The sequence below is a fragment of the Leifsonia sp. McL0618 genome (assembly GCF_049994905.1).
Lineage (GTDB): Bacteria > Actinomycetota > Actinomycetes > Actinomycetales > Microbacteriaceae > Diaminobutyricibacter.
Genome location: NZ_CP188258.1, coordinates 4188783 through 4202762 on the forward strand (window position 1 = coordinate 4188783; position 13980 = coordinate 4202762).

General features: G+C 66.9%; 16 protein-coding genes. 2 read left to right on the forward strand and 14 right to left on the reverse strand.

From position 1 onward, the window contains the following. Nucleotides 1-102: 102 nt before the first annotated feature. Entirely contained in the window at nucleotides 103-1179 is a 1077-nt protein-coding gene (locus tag ACPPVQ_RS20135; RefSeq protein ID WP_426517270.1) for a hypothetical protein, read from the forward strand. Between the two features lie 93 nt (nucleotides 1180-1272). On the opposite strand, the gene ACPPVQ_RS20140 is transcribed toward ACPPVQ_RS20135, so the two are convergent. From ACPPVQ_RS20140 to ACPPVQ_RS20205, 14 genes are all read right to left on the reverse strand, one after another. Next, nucleotides 1273-3243 carry a cytochrome c oxidase assembly protein gene (locus ACPPVQ_RS20140; RefSeq protein ID WP_426517272.1) on the reverse strand — a complete coding sequence of 657 codons (1971 nt, stop codon included), beginning with the start codon at nucleotides 3241-3243 and terminating at the stop codon, nucleotides 1273-1275. Nucleotides 3244-3352: 109 nt separating this feature from the next. Beyond that, nucleotides 3353-3640, reverse strand: a complete 288-nt coding sequence (locus ACPPVQ_RS20145; RefSeq protein WP_163288412.1) for an HU family DNA-binding protein — start codon at nucleotides 3638-3640, stop codon at nucleotides 3353-3355. Between the two features lie 271 nt (nucleotides 3641-3911). Next, nucleotides 3912-4217 carry a 30S ribosomal protein S14 gene (gene rpsN / locus ACPPVQ_RS20150; protein ID WP_426517273.1) on the reverse strand — a complete coding sequence of 102 codons (306 nt, stop codon included), beginning with the start codon at nucleotides 4215-4217 and terminating at the stop codon, nucleotides 3912-3914. Between the two features lie 3 nt (nucleotides 4218-4220). Beyond that, nucleotides 4221-4388, reverse strand: a complete 168-nt coding sequence (gene rpmG / locus ACPPVQ_RS20155; protein WP_146321261.1) for a 50S ribosomal protein L33 — start codon at nucleotides 4386-4388, stop codon at nucleotides 4221-4223. Beyond that, nucleotides 4388-4624, reverse strand: coding sequence for a 50S ribosomal protein L28 (gene rpmB / locus ACPPVQ_RS20160; protein WP_163288416.1), 237 nt, complete (start codon nucleotides 4622-4624; stop codon nucleotides 4388-4390). The genes rpmG and rpmB overlap by 1 nt, the downstream gene beginning before the upstream one ends. Before the next feature lie 178 nt (nucleotides 4625-4802). Then, a complete protein-coding gene (locus ACPPVQ_RS20165; RefSeq protein ID WP_426517275.1) occupies nucleotides 4803-5072 on the reverse strand; it encodes a hypothetical protein in 270 nt (89 codons plus the stop codon). Between the two features lie 88 nt (nucleotides 5073-5160). Continuing rightward, complete coding sequence (locus ACPPVQ_RS20170) at nucleotides 5161-5553, reverse strand: Fur family transcriptional regulator (RefSeq protein WP_426517277.1); 393 nt, start codon at nucleotides 5551-5553, stop codon at nucleotides 5161-5163. Nucleotides 5554-5557: 4 nt separating this feature from the next. Continuing rightward, on the reverse strand, nucleotides 5558-6490 hold the full coding sequence (locus ACPPVQ_RS20175; RefSeq protein WP_426517279.1) for a metal ABC transporter permease: 933 nt from the start codon (nucleotides 6488-6490) through the stop codon (nucleotides 5558-5560). Next, entirely contained in the window at nucleotides 6487-7371 is an 885-nt protein-coding gene (locus ACPPVQ_RS20180) for a metal ABC transporter ATP-binding protein (RefSeq protein ID WP_426517281.1), read from the reverse strand. Before ACPPVQ_RS20180 ends, ACPPVQ_RS20175 begins: the two co-directional genes overlap by 4 nt. A 10-nt stretch (nucleotides 7372-7381) precedes the next feature. Further along, nucleotides 7382-8305, reverse strand: a complete 924-nt coding sequence (locus ACPPVQ_RS20185) for a metal ABC transporter solute-binding protein, Zn/Mn family (protein WP_426517283.1) — start codon at nucleotides 8303-8305, stop codon at nucleotides 7382-7384. A 132-nt stretch (nucleotides 8306-8437) separates the two neighbouring features. Continuing rightward, on the reverse strand, nucleotides 8438-9841 hold the full coding sequence (locus ACPPVQ_RS20190) for a dihydrolipoamide acetyltransferase family protein (protein ID WP_426517285.1): 1404 nt from the start codon (nucleotides 9839-9841) through the stop codon (nucleotides 8438-8440). 46 nt (nucleotides 9842-9887) lie between these two features. Next, on the reverse strand, nucleotides 9888-10898 hold the full coding sequence (locus ACPPVQ_RS20195) for an alpha-ketoacid dehydrogenase subunit beta (RefSeq protein ID WP_426521341.1): 1011 nt from the start codon (nucleotides 10896-10898) through the stop codon (nucleotides 9888-9890). A gap of 299 nt (nucleotides 10899-11197) precedes the next feature. Then, nucleotides 11198-12334 (reverse strand): thiamine pyrophosphate-dependent dehydrogenase E1 component subunit alpha, encoded by a 1137-nt coding sequence (locus tag ACPPVQ_RS20200; protein ID WP_426517287.1) that lies wholly within the window; start codon nucleotides 12332-12334, stop codon nucleotides 11198-11200. A 4-nt stretch (nucleotides 12335-12338) separates the two neighbouring features. After that, complete coding sequence (locus tag ACPPVQ_RS20205) at nucleotides 12339-13448, reverse strand: histidinol-phosphate transaminase (protein ID WP_426517289.1); 1110 nt, start codon at nucleotides 13446-13448, stop codon at nucleotides 12339-12341. An 82-nt stretch (nucleotides 13449-13530) separates the two neighbouring features. On the opposite strand from ACPPVQ_RS20205, the gene ACPPVQ_RS20210 reads away from it, so the two are divergent. Further along, nucleotides 13531-13920: a phage holin family protein gene (locus tag ACPPVQ_RS20210; protein WP_426517291.1), complete on the forward strand. Its 390-nt coding sequence runs from the start codon at nucleotides 13531-13533 to the stop codon at nucleotides 13918-13920. Nucleotides 13921-13980: the final 60 nt, after the last annotated feature.

The window sequence follows — 13980 nt, forward strand, 5'->3', positions numbered from 1 at the left end:
GCGTCCCCTTTCCTGCGATGCGAAGCCCGTTCAGCCTATCTCGCCGGCAGGGCGCCGGAGGCCGTCCACGCCCGCCCTGTGAGCGCATCTTAGGATTGCCTCATGCCCGAGGTTGCCGACGTCAGCGCCCCCGCGCATCCGGTCGCCCCGTTCCGTCCTCGCACCCGCGTCATCCTGGTCTCAACGGGCATCGGCGTACTGCTGCTGCTCGCCTTCGCGGCAGCGATCGGCTCCCTGCAGCGCGACGTGTACAGCCCGTCCGGGTTCGTGTCCGGCTACCTGGGCGCACTCGCACGTCATGACGCGCACGCCGCGCTCGCGATGCCCGGGGTCGACGCGAGCGACAGCGGTCTCGCTGCGGCAGGCCTTCCGACCGCCCCCTCGAGGGAGCTCCTGCGATCGGATGTGCTGGCGAACCTTTCCGGCATCCGGATCGTTCACGACGACACGCTCGCTGACGGCGTGCACCAGGTCGCCTTCGAAGCGACCGTCGACGGAACCCCGGTCTCGTCGGCGTTCCGCGTGAAGCAGACCGGCGCCGTTCTCGGGCTCCTGCCCACCTGGCGTTTCGTCACTACGCCGCTGGCTGTTGCGACCGTGACCGTGGAGCACGCTGAGACCTTCACTGTCGCGGGCCACACGCTGGACACCCGGGCGGGAGATCCGACCCAGCCGGCGCAAGCGTTCACGACCAAGGCCGACTACGTCGTGTTCGCTCCCGGCCTGTACCGTCTCGGCCACAGTTCGACCTATCTCCACGCGGATACTGCCTCCTTGCTCGCGAGCAAGCCGGGTGCCGTCGCGACCGTCTCGGTTGTCGCCGAACCGACCTCGGAGTTCATCTCCCAGGTCGAGTCGCAGCTGGACTCCTACCTCGACGGATGCGCGAAGCAGCCGGTCCTGCAGCCGAGCGGATGCCCGTTCGGCGTGGTTATCGACGATCGCGTCGTCGGTGCCCCGGCCTGGTCGATCGTCAAGTATCCGCCGGTGAACGTTGTGGCCGGAACGAACGGCTGGCAGATGGCCCCGGCGGAGGGCATCGCACACCTTCAGGTGACAGTGCAGTCGCTGTTCGACGGAACGATCTCGACCCGCAATTCCGACGAGCCGTTCTCGGTCGCGCTGTCGAGTATCGTGATCCGCCCGGATGGCGCACTGGACATCGTCGTCGCCGGCTGAGCCTGTCTCTCCGCCCCGAGCGCCCAGGTTCTGAACCGCTGCGCAGTTGCAACGTGTGCGCTCGGCCGCGCCGGGTCACCCGGCGCGGCCGGGTCACCCGGCGCTGTGGTCGTGTTCCGCCAGGCGCGCCAGACGCTCGTTGTACGCGTTCAGCTCCGCGTCGTTGGTACGGTCGGCGTTCCTGTCACGCCGCTTCGTCTCTTTCGCGTCGCTGCGGCTCCACTGGATGGCGACCACGATCGCGAGGATGACGGTCGGGATCTCACCGATGCTCCACGCAATCCCGCCCCCGGTCTGCTGGTCGGCAAGGGGGAGCTGCCCCCAGGTGCGGCCCATCGCACCGAACCAGTCGGCGAGGAGCAGACCGGACGACGTGATGAGGCTCAGCCCGAAGAAGGCGTGGAACGCCATGGTGCCGAGCAGGAGGACGAGCCGGAACGGGTACGGCAGCCGGTACGGGACCGGGTCGATGCCGATGAGGGATTGAACGAACAGGTAGCCCGTGATGAGGAAGTGGGTGATCATCCACTCGTGACCGATGTGGTCGGTCGTTGCCCACCGGAACAGTGGCGTGTAGTAGAACGCCCACAGCGATCCGGCGAAGAGCACCGCTGCCACGATCGGGTTGGTGAGCACGCCTGCGACGCGGGAGTGCACGGCCAGCATGATCCACTCGCGGCCACCGCGCGAACCGTCGGACCGCTTGCGGATCGTCCTCAGCGCAAGCGTGATCGGCGCGCCGGGCACGAGCAGCAGCGGCACCATCATGGTGAGCACCATGTGACCGAGCATGTGCGACGAGAAGAGGTACTTCTCGTAGACGTTCACGCCCCCGGAGGTGATGTAGAAGAGCAGCGCGATTCCCGCGATCCAGAGGATCGTGCGGTGGATCGGCCAGCGGTCGCCGCGCTTCGTGATGCGGCGCACGGCGGCGAGGTAGAAGAAGACGGCGAAGCCGCAGCCGAGCACCCAGAGCAGGTCGAAGTTCCAGCTGGTGAAGTAGCGCTCGAAGGTGAGCGGCGGCGGAAGCTTCTCTCCGGTCAGGATCTCGGCGGGTGTCGGCGCACTGCCCAGCTTCTGGGCGACAGGCGTGGCGGTGCGGGCGAGCGCCGCCGCTACCCCGGAGGCGAGCCCCATGAACGCGAGCTCTGCGGTTACCAGCCACCAGAAGGCACCACGCCCGGCGCCGGACTTCAGCCGCGCGATCAGGAAGCGCCGCTGAGTCACGCCGAACACGCCAAGAGCCACGAGGGCCGCCACTTTGACCAGAACGAGGATGCCGTAGGGCGTCGCGAGGTTCTCGAGCGTGCCGATGCGGAGTTCCGCGCTCACGTAACCCGATGCGGCTACGACGACGAAACAGACGACGGCGAGCGTCGAGTACCGCTCGATGATCGGCACGAGCCGGGCGCCGTCGAGGGTTTTGCGGATCAGCACGACGGTGAGGAGCCCGCCCAGCCAGATCGCGGCGAACGCGATGTGCAGGCCGAGCGCCGTGATCGCTGCGTCGTGTCCGGCGGTGCCCGCTGCGTGGCCCTGCTGCGCCATCGGCAGCAGCGAGAGCAGCGCGAGAGCGGTGACGAATGCGAGAGCGGTCTGGTTGCGCACCGCGAAGCAGAGCACGGTGACGGCGGCCGCGATCAACGTGGTGCCGAGCCACGCCTGACCGAGCGAGATGCTGGTCACGAACGAGCTGAGGCCGTCGGTGAAGGTCTGGTCGAGCGAGAACGGGATGCCCGTGACGCTCACAAAGGTCAGGAGACCTGTGATCGCGCTCGCGACCGTCATCACCGCGGCTGAAGCAGCGGCGACGTCGAGCGTGCGGTTGAACTCCGGATGGCGCGGACTGAGCGCGAAACAGGCGAGAAGCAGCGCCCCGATCGTGCCGGCAGCGCTCAGGTTGACGATGAGCTTGGCTGCGGGAAGGCCGTAGCGGACGAACGCCCCAGGGTCGGCGAGGAGGGGCGCAGCGGCGCCCCCGCCGAAGGCGAGAGCCGCGAAGAGGGCCAGAAATGCCACCACCACGAGCACGACGGGGCCGGCTAGGCGGATGACTCTGGGCACCGATCAAGCCTATGTCGTGCCCGCTGTGAGCAGGCACACAAGGCGGATGCTGTGGAAAGGCGACGAGGGGGACGCCGACCTGCGGCGCCCCCCTCGTCGAAAGCGTGAACTACTTGACAGCAGCCTTGAGCTTCGAGCCGGCGGTCAGCTTGACGCGGTGGCCGGCCGGGATGGCGATCTCGGCGCCGGTCTGCGGGTTGCGGCCCGTGCGCGCGGCGGTCTCGGTGCGCTCGGCGGCGAGCCAGCCCGGGATGGTGACCTTGCCACCGTTTGCCACGGTGTCCGCGACAGTGGCGAAGAATGCGTCGAGCACGCCACCGACGGCGGCCTGGCTCTGACCGGACGCAGCGGCAACTGCGGCAACGAGCTCGGTCTTGTTCAGCGACTTGTCAGCCATTGAGTGTCCTCCTCGGACCTTTTTGCTGGAATACAGCTTTCTAGTGGAACGGTTGAGGCCACGAAGGGCCATTACGTCTGGTCGGTTTGACCGCCTTGAATGTATCAGAATCCCGCGTGTTTTCGCGGATTTACGGGCTTTTTCGCAATGTCTACGCGTATTGCGAACACGGATTCTGCGTCCGTCGCCCCCCTGAAACGGCAGAGAGGGTGCCCGACCGAAGTCGAACACCCTCTCTGGAGTGAACTGGCATGTCTACCAGTCGCGCTGATTACCAGCTCGACTTGGTGATACCCGGCAGCTCGCCGCGGTGCGCCATGTCGCGGAAACGAACGCGCGAAATGCCGAACTTGCTGAGGTTTCCGCGGGGGCGGCCGTCGACGGCGTCGCGGTTGCGCAGGCGCACGGGCGATGCGTTGCGGGGGAGCTTCTGCAGGCCGATACGTGCGGCCTCGCGGGACTCGTCGGTTCCGTTCGGGTCGACGAGCGCCTTCTTCAGCTCCAGTCGCTTGGCGGCGTAGCGGTCGACGACCACCTTGCGCTGCTCATTGCGGGCGATCTTGCTCTTCTTGGCCATGGTCTAGCGCTCCTCTCGGAACTCGACGTGCTTACGCACGATGGGATCGTACTTCTTGAGTACGAGACGGTCGGGGTCGTTGCGGCGGTTCTTCTTGGTCACGTAGGTGTACCCCGTGCCAGCCGTCGAACGAAGCTTGATGATCGGACGGATGTCCTGCTGCTTTGCCATTAGATCTTCTCCCCACGCGCAAGGATGTCCTTGACGACGGACTCGATGCCGCGGACGTCGATGACCTTGATGCCCTTGGCACTGACGGTGAGCGTGACGTTACGGCGAAGCGACGGAACGTAGTACGTCTTCTTCTGAACGTTCGGGTCGAAACGGCGCTTGGTGCGCCGGTGCGAGTGCGAAATGTTGTGACCGAAGCCGGGAACCGCTCCAGTCACCTGGCAGGTTGCTGCCATGGTTTTCCTCCAATACCGCGGAGCAGGAGTGCTCCGCCCAAGATCCCTTGTCGGCACGCACAAAACACCCGCTGGTGAAAGAAAGTGGATTGGCGCACGATCCGAGTGGGAGAGGCCCACTCAGCCAAACATCAATACTACGTTGAACCCCCGTGCACCTGCAAACCGAGTCGCTGGCCTACGGGTGTTCCGGCCCGAACATGCGCTTCGTGATGGCCTGGACGTCGCGATCAAGATCGTCGAGTCGAACCAGTTTCGTGTCGATCCTGTCGAACCGCCTTTCGATCGACTCGAACCGCGCATCCATCGTGTCGAGCCGGTCGGTCACCCGGCCGATCTGCGTGACAAGGAGGTTGCCGGAGAGCCTCAACACGACCGCGGTCATGGAGAAGAATGCCGCCCCGAGGATTCCGAGCGCTGTCCAGGTCTGCGCTTCAGTCAAGATCATGCCTCCATTGTGCCGGTTTGGTTGCTCCCACGTTATGCATCCGGCAACACCCGCAACCAGATTCCTCGAAATCTGTGGAAAGAGTCAATCAAGCCGTGATTGTGGAGGAGCAGTTGGCGCACAGCCCGAACACATCGACGACGTGCTGCGCCTGGGTGAAGCCGTGCGAGGCCGCGGCCGATTTCGCCCACTGCTCCACCGCATCCGCCTCGATCTCCACTGTGAGGCCGCAGTTGCGGCAGATCAGGTGATGGTGATGCCCGGTCGTGCACGCCCGGTACAGGCTCTCCCCGTCGGGTGACTGCAGCGAATCCGCGTCACCCTCCGAGGCGAGGTCGGCGAGCGCGCGGTACACCGTCGCGAGGCCGATCGGCGATCCCGCCTCGTGCAGGTTCATGTGCAGGCCTTGCGCGCTGATGAAGCCCTCTGTCGAGGTCAGCGCGTCGCGGACGGCCTCGCGTTGCCAGGTGTTGCGCTTCACGGTCTCACGCTAGCTCTTTCTGGAGGTCATGGGCCGCACGCCCGGCCTCTGTCGGCGCCGCGACACGCTCCGCGCGGATGCGGCCGGAGCGGCGGGCGGCACGCCGGCCGCCGGCGATGCGGCACACGACGTAGATGAGGAACGAGATCGTCGTCACGTACGGGCTGATCGGCAGCGAACCGCCGAGCGCCAGCATGATGCCTCCCACGACCGAGGTCAGCGCGAAGACCACGCTCAGCACGGGCACCGCGAGGGGCGAAGACGAGATCCGCATCGCAGCGGCGGCAGGCGTCACCAGCAGGGAGAGCACCAGCAGCGCGCCGACGATCTGGATCGACACCGCGACGGCGAGCCCGAGCAGCACCATGAAGGCGAGCGAGATGAACCGCACCGGCACACCGCGCGACGCTGCCACATCCGCATCCAGGCTGTCGAAGGTGAGCGGCCGCCACATCACCAGCAACCCGACGAGCACGAGTGCGCTGATCGCGATCAGCCAGCCGAGCTGCGGGTCGTCCACCGACACGATCTGTCCGGTCAGGAGCCCGAACTTATTGGCGCTCCTGCCCGGATACAGTGCGAGGAACAGGATGCCGAGGCCCAGCCCGAAGGGCATCAGCACCGCGATGATCGAGTTGCGGTCCCGCGCCCTCGCCCCGAGGATCCCGATGAGCACGGCTGCGATGAGCGAGCCGGCGAGCGAGCCGATGACCACGTTCACCCCGAAAAGCAGGGCGGCGGATGCTCCGGCGAACGACAGCTCACTGATTCCGTGTACCGCGAACGCCATGTCGCGTTGCATCACGAACACGCCGATGAGGCCGCCGACGACCCCGAGAACGGCGCCCGCGAGGATGGAGTTGTGCACCAGCGCGAGCAGCTCGCCGTAGTTGGCGAAGTCGAACAGCTGGGACCAGAGGTCAGGCGTGTTGGTCATGCGACGGGCTCCGGATGCTCGGACGGTTCGGGATGGCCTCCGCGGCCATGTTCGTGGTGGCCGTGCGTTTCCGCGTCGGGGATGCCGACCACGACGATGCGTCCCCGGCTTCTGATCACGTCCACCGGTGTTCCGTAGAGATCGGTCAGCACGTCACTGCGGAGCACCTCGTCGGGGGTGCCCTCGCGGAAGCGGCCTCCGGCCAGGTAGAGCACGCGGTCGACCATCCCGAGCACCGGGTTCACGTCGTGGGTGACGAACACGACCGCGCTGCCGTGTTCGCGCCGCCTGCGGTCGATCAGTTCGCTCACCCCGCGCTGGTGCTGCAGGTCGAGCGACAGCAGCGGCTCGTCGCACAGGAGCAGGGCCGGGTCGCCGGCGAGCGCCTGGCCGACGCGAAGCCTCTGCTGCTCGCCGCCGGACAGGTTGCCGACGGGCACGTCGGCGTACCGGCGTGCCCCGACCGCGTCGATCAGCCGTTCGGTCTGCGCGCGGTCGTCTTTCGTGGGGAAGGGGAGTCCCCAGCGATGCCCGTTGACGCCGAGGGCGACGAGGTCGCGGGCGCGCATAGGGGTGCCTGCGGCGATCAGCTTCTGCTGCGGGATGTAGCCGATGCGCCGGTCTCCCGTGCGAACCTCGTGCCCGTCGAACTCGATCGTTCCGGCGTCGAGCCTCTGCTGCCCGAGGATCGTCTTGAGCAGGCTCGTCTTGCCGGAGCCGTTCGGCCCGAGCACCGCGACGAATTCACCGGCGTGGACGTCGAGCGAGAGCCCGCGCCACAGGGTGCGGTCGCCGAAGCCGAGGTCGGCGTCACGCAGGCGGAGCACCACGGGCCGCTTCCCGGGTGCAGGCACGAGGTCGAGGGGTTCCGAATCCGTCATGTTCTCCGCCTCACTCGCCCAGGGCCGCGCTGATGTGGTCGAGGTTGGAGCTCATCCAGCCGATGTAGTCCTCACCCTGCGGAAGGGTCTCCGTCACCGGCACGACGGCCACGTGGGCGTTCCTGGCCGCAGCGATGACCGTCTGGGTCTCCGGACCGCTGGTCTGCTCGTTGTAGGCGAGGAGTTTCACCGCGTGCTGGTGGAACAGGTCGACTGTGCTCTTGAGAACCGCGGGGGAGACATCCGTTCCCTGTTCGACCGCGTGACTGAACGCCGCAGGCGTCTTGTCGACGAGGCCGATCGCCTGGAGCATGTACAGCGGGACCGGCTCGGTGATGGCCACGCCCGTGCCCGCGTACTTCGCCTTGAGCGCCGCCTCACGGGCCTCGAGCGCGGTCACTTTCGCGATGAACGCGGTGGCGTTCGCGGTGAACGTCGCTGCTTTCGACGGCTCGGCCTTGCCGAGTTCTGCCGCGAGCCGGTCGGCGAACGCCGTGATGGTCGGGAAGTCATACCAGACGTGTTCGTTCAGGTCGCCGTTGGCGTCGGGCTTCTTACCCGAGAGATCGACGACGTTGATGACCGTTGCCATCGACTTTTTCGCAGACGACATCATCGTGCCGACGAAGTCGTCGTAGCCGCCGCCGTTCTCGACGACGATGTCGGCTTTGGTGATGGCCAGCTGATCCTGTGCGCTCGCCTCGAAGTAGTGGGGGTCCTGCGCCGGGTTGCTGATCAGCGCCGTCACCGCGACCGCGTTGCCGCCGATCGTCTCGGCGATGTCGCCGTAGACGTTGGTGCTCGTGACGACGGAGACCGTTCCGGATGCGACAGTCCCGGATGCGGGGGAGCCGGCTGCGCATCCCGCCAGCAGCAGCGTCGACAGCGCGAGCGCCGGCAGCGCAAGCGCGGAGACGAAGGATCGAGTCGTCATGGGAACCTGGGGCACCCTTAGAACCTAATCCTTGTTGATAATGATTGTCAAAACCATTGTCGTTAGTCGATGCGAACGAACGCGTGTATCGCCCCCGCCCCCGGCACGCCTGAACCGCCGCGAGCGCGCAGCTCAGTCGAGCAGGAGCGCAGGCTCCTCGATGATCGCGGCGACGTCGGCGAGGAAGCGGCTGGCCACATCGCCGTCGACGATGCGGTGGTCGAACGAGGCACCGAGCGTCGTGACCATACGCGGACGTACCTCCCCGTCGACGACCCACGGCTTCTGCTTGATCGTTCCGAGCGCGACGATGCCGACCTCGCCCGGGTTGAGAATAGGCGTTCCCGTGTCCATGCCGAACACGCCGACGTTGGTGATCGTGATCGTTCCGCCTGCCATGTCGGCGGGCTGGGTGCGGCCGTCGCGTGCCGTGAGGGTCAGCTGTTCGAGCGCGCCGGCCAGTTCGAGGAGCGACATCGCCTGTGCTTCCTTGACGTTCGGCACGATCAGTCCGCGCGGTGTCGCGGCGGCGATCCCCAGGTTCACGTAGTGGTGGACGATGATCTCCTCATCGGTCCAGGTCGAGTTCACGGTCGGGTTGCGTCGCACCGCCCAGATCATCGCCTTGGCCATGATGAGAAGCGGCGACACCTTCACCCCGGCGAAGTCTGGCGAGTTCTTGAGTCGCTTGACGAATTCCATGGTGCGGGTCGCATCCACGTCGACGAACAGGCTGACGTGGGGAGCCGTGAACGCGCTCGACACCATGGCCTGCGCGATCGCCTTGCGTACCCCCTTCACCGGGATGCGCTCCTCACGCGAATCCGGCCACTCCGGTGTCTGGATGTTGCGGAACACGCTTGCCTGCGTCGCATCGCGCAGCACGTCGTCGCGGGTGATGTCGCCGATCGGCCCCGTCGCCGTCACCGTCGCCAGGTCGACGCCCAGGTCTTTGGCCAGCTTGCGGATGGGCGGCTTGGCGATCACGGGAACCGACGAGGCCGGTGCGGCGGCGGCATCCTCACGCGCGGGGATGTGCTGGGTCGCAGGGGCGGCATGGGCCGCGTGCGACGGCGGCTGCGCTGCGTCTGCTACAACCGGGATGGCCGCTGTTCCCGGATGCGTCACCCGGCGCCGCCTGCTCGTCACGTGGCCGGTGGTCCCGTAGCCGACGAGCGGCGCGGGCTTCTCGTCCACCTCGTGCGAGACGCTCGCAGCGGTGTCCGCCGTGGCCTCATCGACCTCAGGGGTGGATCCGTGAGCGGGGGCGCCAAGCGCGGCGGGAGCATCCACCGACGTCGACGACACGGTGATGATCGCCGTTCCGACGTCGACCGTCTGGCCTTCGGAAACCAGCAGTTCGCCGACCGTACCGGCGAACGGCGACGGCAGTTCCACGAGCGACTTCGCCGTCTCGATCTCGACGAGCACCTGGTTGACCGACACGGTGTCGCCGGGCGCCACCTTCCATTCGACGATCTCCGCCTCCGTCAGGCCTTCGCCGACGTCGGGGAGGAGGAACTTCGATTCGCTCATGCTGCAGCTTCTTTCGGTCGGTTCGCCCGGGATGCCCGTGTGCGGGTCAGAATGCGAGGCTTCGGTCGACAGCCTCGAGCACCCGGTCGGCGTCGGGGAGGTACATCGACTCGACCTTCGACGGCGGGTACGGCGTGTCCCAGCCGGAGACGCGGATCACGGGTGCTTCGAGCACGTAGAAGGCCTTTTCGGCGACGGTCGCGGCGATCTCGGAACCGACGCTCGCGTTGCCTGCGGCCTCCTGTACAACGACCAGGCGGCCGGTCTTGCGTACGGATTCGAGCACCGGGCCGTAGTCGATCGGGGACAGCGTGCGCAGGTCGATGACCTCGAGGCTGATCCCCTCTTCGGCGGCCTGTTCGGCCGCGTGCAGCAGCGTCGACAGGATGGCGCCGTGCCCGACGACCGTCACATCGGTGCCGACGCGCGCGACCCGGCTGGCATGCAGCGGAGCGACCCTGTCCGTGAGGTCGACCTCGCCTTTGATGAAGTAGCGGCTCTTCGGCTCGAGGAAGATCACGGGGTCGTTCGACTCGATCGCCTCCTGGATCATCCAGTAGGCGTCGTGCGAGTTGCTCGGGCTCACGACGCGCAGGCCTGGCGTGTGCGAGAAGTAAGCTTCCGGGCTCTCCGAGTGGTGCTCGATCGAGCCGATGTGGCCGCCGTAGGGGATGCGGATGACGATGGGCATCGTGACCGCGCCCTCATGACGGTTGCGCATCCGTGACAGCTGGGTCGTGATCTGGTCGAACGCCGGAAAGACGAAGCCGTCGAACTGGATCTCGCAGACGGGGCGGTAACCGCGCATGGCCAGGCCGATGGCGGTGCCGAGGATGCCCGACTCGGCAAGCGGGGTGTCGAGCACGCGCTGCGGCCCGAACTCGGCGTGGAGGCCTTCGGTGACCCGGTACACACCGCCGAGAGGGCCGATGTCTTCGCCCATGAGCAGGACTTTGGGGTCGTTCGCGAGGGCGTCGTGCAGGCCCTTGTTGATCGCCTTGCCGAGTGGGAGCGTTACGACCGGGCTGAAGGGTGCGGGAGCCGGAGCCGGGGACACAGCGGATGCTGCGGGCTCGGCGGATACGGGCTCAGCAGCCTCAGGCTCGCTATCGTTGGCCGCGTCGTCAGTAGCCGTCTCGTCGGCATCCGTCTCGTCAGTAGCCGTCTCGTCGGCATCCGTCTCGTCGGCGTCCGGGACCTCGACGACCTCGGCATCCTCGATGACCTCGGTCGCCTCCGCGTCCATCGCGGCGTCGTGGATGTCCTGCGCTTCCACGAATTCCGCTTCATGCACTTCGTGCGCCTCGCCGGTCTCGTCCGCGTCCACGATCACCGGGTAGCTCTGGTTCAGGTCGCTCATGCGCGCTCCTCATCGAAGGACGCCTCGTAGCGCCGTGCCCATTCCTTCTGCTCGGCGACCAGCGGATGCGGCTCGGAGTAGACGTGGTCGAAGATCACGTCCATCGGGGGAGGAGTGACCTCCATCAGCCGTCGGCGCGCATCCGCCGCGATGTCGGCCGCTTCCTCGTCGACCGAGGCGAAGAAGGTGTCCCCGACGCCCAGATCGGACAGGTAGGTGCGGTAGCGGGCGATGGGGTCGCGGGCGATCCACGACTGCAGTTCTTCGTCCGTGCGGTATTTGGTCGGGTCGTCGGCGGTCGTGTGGGCGCCGACACGATAGGTGAGCGCCTCGATGAGCGCGGGTCCGTAACCGGCGCGGGCGTCATCCATCCACTTCGCTGTGACTGCGAAACTGGCGAGCACATCGTTGCCGTCGACGCGGGTACCGGGGATGCCGAAGCCGCTGCCGCGCAGGTAGAGCGGCGTGCGGGACTGGCGTTCGACCGGCACCGAGATCGCCCACTGGTTGTTCTGCAGGAAGAACACCTGCGGAGTGCGGTAGCTGGCCGCGAAGACCAGGGCCTCGCTGACGTCGCCCTGCGACGATGCGCCGTCGCCGAAGTAGACGATGACCGCCTCGTCGCTTTCGGGGTCGCCTGTTCCGGACTTGCCGTCGAACTGGATGCCCATCGCATACCCGGTGGAGTGGAGGCTCTGCGTGCCGAGCACCAGCGAGTACAGGTGGAAGTTGCCGTTCTCCTCCGGGTTCCAGCCACCGAGCGTGACGCCGCGCAGCATGCGCAGGATGTTCACCGGGTCGAGGCCGCGGATCATGCCGACGACGTGCTCACGGTAGGAGGGGAAGATGTGGTCCTGCTTGCGGGTGGCGTGCGCCGACCCCACCTGGGCCGCCTCCTGGCCGATGCTGGGCACCCACAGGGCGAGCTGCCCCTGGCGCTGGAGGTTCGCCGACTCGTGGTCGAAACGCCGCACGACCGCCATGTCACGGTAGAACCGGCGGTAGTCGGCCTCCGTCAGACGTTCGAGGTACGGCACGTATTCCGCCGCGGAGTCGCTCGGCTGGAACCGCCCCTCGGGGGTCAGCAGTTGAACGGTCGGCGCTGGGCGCGGGGAATCGATCGAGGCAGCCACCGTACTAACCTAACCGCTTGGCCGGGTGCCCATTTGGTAGGTTCCGTACAATATCTCCGGCCACCTCAAGGAGTTTGTCCACAGATTCGGCTTCGCCGACGCTGATCCGGATGCCCTCAGGGGCGAACGCGCGCACCGTCAGGCCGGCGTCGAAGAACGCATTGTTCGCCGCCTCCGTCTCGTCGCCCGTGGCGAGCCAGACGAAGTTGCCCTGCGCCTCTGGCACGATCCAGCCCTGGTCGATGAGTCGGGCACGCAGGTTGTCGCGCACCATCGCGATGCGCGCGACGCGCTCCATCAGCTCGTCCTCGCGGTCGATCGACGCGATGGCGGCGACCTGGGCGGCATCCGTCACCGACAGTGGGATGGCTGCCGAACGCGCTGCGTCGAGAACGTGCTCGGGGCCGACGGCGTAGCCGATCCGGAGGGCGGCCAGCCCGTACGCCTTCGAGAACGTGCGGAGCACCACCAGGTTCGGGTAGCGGGAGAGCAGGGGGATGCCGTCGACGCTCGCATCGTCGGTCACGAACTCGTAGTACGCCTCGTCGAGCAGCACCAGGAGGTCATCCGGAACCTTCTCCATGAACGCAGCGAAGTCGTCGGCCGTGACGATCGTTCCGGTGGGGTTGTTGGGGGTGCACACGATGACGACGCGGGTGCGGTCGGTGATGGATGCCGCCATCGCGTCGAGGTCATGGCTGCCGTCCGCACGGTTGGGCACGCGCACGCTGGTGGACCCGGCGACGGTGACCAGCCCCGGGTACGCCTCGAACGACCGCCACGAGTAGACGACCTCGTCGCCGGCGCCCGCGGCCGCTGAGATGAGCTGGGCGAGCAGCGAGACCGATCCGCTGCCGAGATGCACCCGGCCGACATCGACGCCGTGACGCTCGGCAAGACGGGACCTGAGGGCCAGGCCGCTCGCATTCGGGTAGCGGTTGAGGTCGGCGAGAACCGCCGTGACGGCATCCACCACACCGGGGAGCGGGCTGTACGGATTCTCGTTGCTCGACAGCTTGAAGCCGTCGGCGGGAGCCGGCCGGCCCTGCTTGTAGGCGGGCACGGCCACGATTTCCGGGCGCAGTCTCACGCCCGGACGCTCTGAGTTACTCACAGCTCCAACTTAGCGGCGTCCACATTCCACAGCGGGAATTACTTCCTCGACCTCGCGGCGCCCCCACTGACATAGTGGAGCAATGAGATTCCTGGTCCGACTCATCATCAACGCTCTCGCGCTGTGGTTCACGACGTTCATCGTCAGCGGTGTCACGGTGAAGCCGTACGCGCCGGGCGAGGTGCCGACGATCCTCACGTACCTCCTGATCGCGCTGATCTTCGGTGTCGTCAACGGCGTCCTGGGCACCTTCATCCGCATCATCGCGTTCCCGCTCTATGTGCTCACCCTGGGCCTGCTCGCGCTCGTGGTCAATGCCCTGCTGCTTCTGCTCGTGGCCTGGATCAGCAGCCTGCTGGGCTTCGGGCTCTACATCGACGGGTTCTGGGCGGGCTTCTGGGGTGCGATCGTCCTGGCGATCATCTCGTGGCTGATGGGTCTCATCGTGCGACCCGTCACGCGCGATCGCTGACGCGGGAGGGCTCCCACAAACTGCGGGAGAATGGATGCTGTCGTCCCGTTTTGCAAGGAG

Bases quoted from the DNA above. Each gene is read 5' to 3' on its own strand.
- ACPPVQ_RS20180 (WP_426517281.1), bottom strand. From the start codon at position 7,371: ATGACGGATTCGGAACCCCTCGACCTCGTGCCTGCACCCGGGAAGCGG.
- rpmG (WP_146321261.1), bottom strand. From the start codon at position 4,388: ATGGCAAAGCAGCAGGACATCCGTCCGATCATCAAGCTTCGTTCGACG.
- ACPPVQ_RS20210 (WP_426517291.1), top strand. From the start codon at position 13,531: ATGAGATTCCTGGTCCGACTCATCATCAACGCTCTCGCGCTGTGGTTC.
- rpmB (WP_163288416.1), bottom strand. From the start codon at position 4,624: ATGGCAGCAACCTGCCAGGTGACTGGAGCGGTTCCCGGCTTCGGTCAC.
- ACPPVQ_RS20145 (WP_163288412.1), bottom strand. From the start codon at position 3,640: ATGGCTGACAAGTCGCTGAACAAGACCGAGCTCGTTGCCGCAGTTGCC.
- ACPPVQ_RS20165 (WP_426517275.1), bottom strand. From the start codon at position 5,072: ATGATCTTGACTGAAGCGCAGACCTGGACAGCGCTCGGAATCCTCGGG.
- ACPPVQ_RS20190 (WP_426517285.1), bottom strand. From the start codon at position 9,841: ATGAGCGAATCGAAGTTCCTCCTCCCCGACGTCGGCGAAGGCCTGACG.
- ACPPVQ_RS20185 (WP_426517283.1), bottom strand. From the start codon at position 8,305: ATGACGACTCGATCCTTCGTCTCCGCGCTTGCGCTGCCGGCGCTCGCG.
- ACPPVQ_RS20135 (WP_426517270.1), top strand. From the start codon at position 103: ATGCCCGAGGTTGCCGACGTCAGCGCCCCCGCGCATCCGGTCGCCCCG.
- ACPPVQ_RS20175 (WP_426517279.1), bottom strand. From the start codon at position 6,490: ATGACCAACACGCCTGACCTCTGGTCCCAGCTGTTCGACTTCGCCAAC.
- rpsN (WP_426517273.1), bottom strand. From the start codon at position 4,217: ATGGCCAAGAAGAGCAAGATCGCCCGCAATGAGCAGCGCAAGGTGGTC.